Genomic DNA, 4,577 nt, shown 5'->3' on the forward strand with positions numbered 1-4,577 from the left:
TCAACTATAGTATGCAGAGGTGTATTCGCCACCAATATAGCATTGTTGCAAAAAAACAGGTTCGAAAAAGTAATATACGATGGCAGGGGTGCGATAAAGGCTGAGCAGGAAGAATATGGAGTGTATAATGAAACCGGAATAGAGAAAGAAATACCTGAGCTTGAAAAAAAAGCTGTGATAGAAAGTGATAAAAGAATATCTGTTTCTACTAAATTGATTGAGTATTGGCAAAGAGAATATCAATACAATTCTTATAATCATCAGATAATTCCGTGTAGTTTGGGAGATAATTTTGAGAATACGGATAAGGACTATTCTTTAATTGAAGGATTGAACGAGCAGGATATTTTACTGGTTTATTCCGGTTCCATAGCAGACTGGCAGGCATTAGATGATTTAGAAAGCATATTAGCGCGTTTTCTTGAAAATAAAAAAGTGAAGGTGTTATTTCTTTCCAAACCTCATGAGACTATTGTCAATTTGCAGAAAAAATATCCTGACAGAATTTATAGAAAATGGGTGAGTCCGGTAGAGGTTCCAAAGTACCTTGCATTGGGTGATTATGGAATTTTATTAAGAAAGAATAATTGGACAAACAGGGTAGCATCGCCAGTAAAGTTTGCAGAATATTTAAGTGTGGGATTAAAAGTTTTGATATCTGATAATATTGGAGATTTTTCGAAGTTGGTTGTAGATAATAACTTGGGATATGTTGTTGATGATAAAATATTGTTATTATCGAAGATTGATTTTTTCGAAAAAGAAAGGATTCAGAAATATTCGCGATTAAATTTTGGAAAGGAATTTTTAATGCCAAAATATATAGATGTAATCATGTCGTAGATACGATGCGTTACGTAGAGACGATACTCGTATCGTCTCTACGATGAACATTATTATAAAGAGATTATTCGTTCATAATTACCAAATCCAAATCAATTAATAAATGCCCGAAAAATACCAAAACCGATACAGAATAAAATCCGCAAGATTAGAAGGTTACGATTATTCGCAACCGGGAATGTATTTTATAACAATATGTACAGATAAACGTAAACATTATTTCGGAGATATTGTTGATGGAAAAATGCAATTATCGGAAATTGGTGTTTTGGCCGATGAATTGTGGTATTCAATAAAATCGCATCATAAAAATATTGAATTGCACGAATTTGTTGTGATGCCGAATCATATTCATGGGATTTTGGAAATTGTTGATGGGGGTAATGGAGGTGATGATGACGATAATGGTGGTAGAGACGATGCACGCATCGTCTCTACGGAAACGGAAAATACCGTTGATAATGATAAATCCAATTGTATAAATGATGCACGCATCGTTTCAAAACAAATGAAAAAAATATCACCAAAATCGGGTTCATTGGGACGTATTATTGGTTCATATAAATCGGTCGTATCGAAACAGGCACACCGTTTGGGATATGAATTTGAATGGCAATCGCGTTTTTATGATCATATTATACACAACAAAATAGATTATAATCGTATTTCTAAATATGTTATTAATAATCCTCAAAATTGGAAGGACGATAAATTTAATGGGAAAAATAATGATGATTAATTTCGATTAATGAAAATAATTCTCCTCACAGACGGTATCTATCCATACGTAATGGGCGGTATGCAAAAGCATTCGTACTACCTTACCAAATACCTTGCAAAAAACAGGGTAGAGGTAGAGTTGTATCATTGTGTGGCTAATGATAAATCTTTAGTAGAGGAGTTAGAAGGTTTTACAAAAGAAGAACTTAACTTCATAAATCATCATTGCTTTCACTTTCCAAAACTCGATTCTTTTCCGGGGCATTATCTGAGAGAGAATAGGAGATTGTCGGAATTGTATTTAGAGCACTACGCAATCAGAACAACAGATTCTTCGACTTCGCAAAGCTCCGCTCAGAATGACGTATTTTCAAGCTACATATATGTCCAGGGTTTTACCGGTAGGGCTTTTATTGATGCGAAACAGAAAGGAATAGAATTACCGGATATTATTGTTAATTTTCACGGATTGGAAATGTTTCAAAAAGCACCGTCATTTAGGGTTAAACTGGAACATTTATTACTGAGAAAAGCAGTAAAATACAATGTGCAAAATGCTGATAATGCAGTTTCATTAGGAGGAAGGCTAACAGCTGTTTTGAATAATATCAAAGCTAAAAATGTAGTAGAAATTCCAATAGGTATAGAAGAAAACTGGTTGGTGAAAACTAATGAAGGTTCTAAAAAAAATATAATAAAATTTGTATTTATAGGTAGATACGAGCGTAGAAAAGGAATTGAAGAGTTGTCAGAAGTGATTTCAGATTTGAATAATGAGATTTCTCCACTCCGCAATAGCTCCGGTCGAAATGACGTGATCGAGTTTCATTTCATCGGACCAATACCAAATAAGTTCAAAGTTCAAAGTTCAAAGTTTAAAGTGGTTTATCATGGGGAATTGCGAGAAGAGGAAGCAATTAAAGAAATACTCCAAGGCTGTGATGTTCTGGTGTCTCCAAGCTGGAGTGAAGGTATGCCAACGGTAATATTGGAAGCCATGGCAAGCGGATGTGCAATTATTGCAACAGATGTAGGTGCAGTTTCTGAGCAGGTAGATAAATCAAATGGATGGCTAATAGAGCCGGGTGATAAAAAGCAACTGAAGAATGTTATTATTGAAGCAATTAATACTTCCCAAGTAGATTTAAAACAGAAAAAAATAAATTCAATAGAAAGGATAAAATCAAAATTCCTCTGGAATGACGTTATTAAAACAACAATACATAAGTTGTTTTAGTTAAAGAATTACATCTTAGAAATACTATAAGCGCGGTGATTTTATATCTCCGCGTTTTTTTATATCAATAATTATTCATTTAATTTCAGTAACTTTATTTCTCGTAAGGCATTGATTAATAAAATGATAGGGTATGAAGAAGGCGTCAATTTTAACCGGGGTTTTATTTTTATTTGTTACAATAGTAATAGCACAGGACACTAATCCGGATAGAATGTTCAATTATAATCCTGATGATTATGATTTGATGGGTTTGTTTTCAAAAAAAGATACATCCGCAATAGATTCTGAGGATTGGAAAAAAACAAAATGGTCAATTTTTCCTGCTATTGCGATAAATCCGGCTATTGGTACAGGTTACGGTTTTGGTATTACTGCCGGTAAATATTTGGGAGATCCTAAAACCACACGGATGTCGGCAATGGTTACAACACCATTGTATACAAGTAAAGGACAAACATTTTTTCCTGTTCGTATGACTATCTATACAAAAGATGAAAAATATTTTCTTAACGGAACTTATATATGGCGTCATTTTCCATTAGGAACTTATGGTTTGGGATCTAATTCTCCGGAGCTGGAAGGCGATATGCTGGATTCAAAAACATTTACATTTTGGCAGACAGTAAACCGAAAAATTGGAGACGGGGTTTTTATTGGTGTTGGTTATGCTCTGGATTACTATTATGATGTTAAGGATAGTAGGGCAGATGTAATTACTGAATACATTGAAGATTACCGGTCGCATACTATTACTAAAGATGATGTGATAAAGTTTGAAAGTTTTCTGCATGACTACGATTATGAGATTAAGGTAGAGGATGTAATAGATGCTGAAAAATTTATTATTGATTGGAATCAAAGAGAAAAAAGTGCCGAAGAAATGCAAAAAGAGCATCTTCCTACAGTATATCAAAAATATTATAACGAAAAATTTGGAAAAGATCCCGAAGAGATAGATGAAGACAAAGAAATTTCATCGAGTATTATGTTGAATTTTATTATCGACAAACGCGATAATCAGTTAAATCCTTACGAGGGTATTTATTTTAATACTTACTCACGTTTAAGTTACGAATGGCTTGGCAGTAGTACCAATTATACTTTCCTGGCTTATGATTATCGACAATACTGGGAAATGCCGTGGTTGAATAAGAATATTCTGGGTTTATGGGCCACGGGTGCATTTACTTTTGGGGATCCGGTTTATACGGGCTTACCTGCTATTGCTTCAGATCCTTTTTTACGCAGTGGAAGAGGCTGGATTGCCGGACGTTTAAAGGGAATGGATATGACATATGCCGAATTGGAATATCGTATGCCGGTATATAAATTATTTGGAGTTGTTGGTTTTGTAAATGCTTCTAATTTCAGTGATATAAACCATGATTTCGGTAAATTAAAACTCGGTTATGGTTTAGGTTTCCGTTTAAAACTTAATAAAAAATCCAGAAGTAATTTTGCGTTTGATCTCGGGTGGAATGAGAACGGTTATGCCGGATTTTATATGCAGTTAAATGAGACTTTTTAAACAGACGTTATTCCGACCGGAGCTTTAGCGTAGTGGAGAAATCTTTAGGTTCGACGAAGTCAATTCGAAGAATCAGCGAAGCTAAATCTGTTGATGATTACTGCCAACTATGATGAGATATTTTGCTCGCTGGCACTTTTACTTTTAATAGTTGCTCACAGCGTTTGCGACTTCACTATCACTTCACTACCCATGACAACCTTTTTTTTACCGCAAAGTTTCGCAAAGTTATGCGCTAAGTTTCGC

At 34.4% G+C, this 4,577-nt stretch carries 4 protein-coding genes; all 4 read left to right on the forward strand.

Translation table 11 applies throughout. The features are described from left to right. Nucleotides 1-843, forward strand: an 843-nt coding sequence (locus ABFR62_13135; protein MEN8139365.1) for a glycosyl transferase, incomplete at its 5' end; no start/stop codon positions are given. Nucleotides 844-946: 103 nt separating this feature from the next. After that, nucleotides 947-1,582 (forward strand): transposase, encoded by a 636-nt coding sequence (locus ABFR62_13140; protein ID MEN8139366.1) that lies wholly within the window; start codon nt 947-949, stop codon nt 1,580-1,582. Between the two features lie 9 nt (nt 1,583-1,591). Further along, nucleotides 1,592-2,800 (forward strand): glycosyltransferase family 4 protein, encoded by a 1,209-nt coding sequence (locus tag ABFR62_13145; protein MEN8139367.1) that lies wholly within the window; start codon nt 1,592-1,594, stop codon nt 2,798-2,800. 133 nt (nt 2,801-2,933) lie between these two features. Further along, the gene (locus ABFR62_13150) at nt 2,934-4,331 is read left to right on the forward strand and encodes a BamA/TamA family outer membrane protein (protein MEN8139368.1); all 1,398 of its coding nucleotides are present in this window, start codon (nt 2,934-2,936) and stop codon (nt 4,329-4,331) included. The last annotated feature ends 246 nt before the right edge of the window (nt 4,332-4,577 follow it).

Source organism: Bacteroidota bacterium (assembly GCA_039714315.1).
Taxonomy (GTDB): domain Bacteria; phylum Bacteroidota; class Bacteroidia; order Flavobacteriales; family JADGDT01; genus JADGDT01.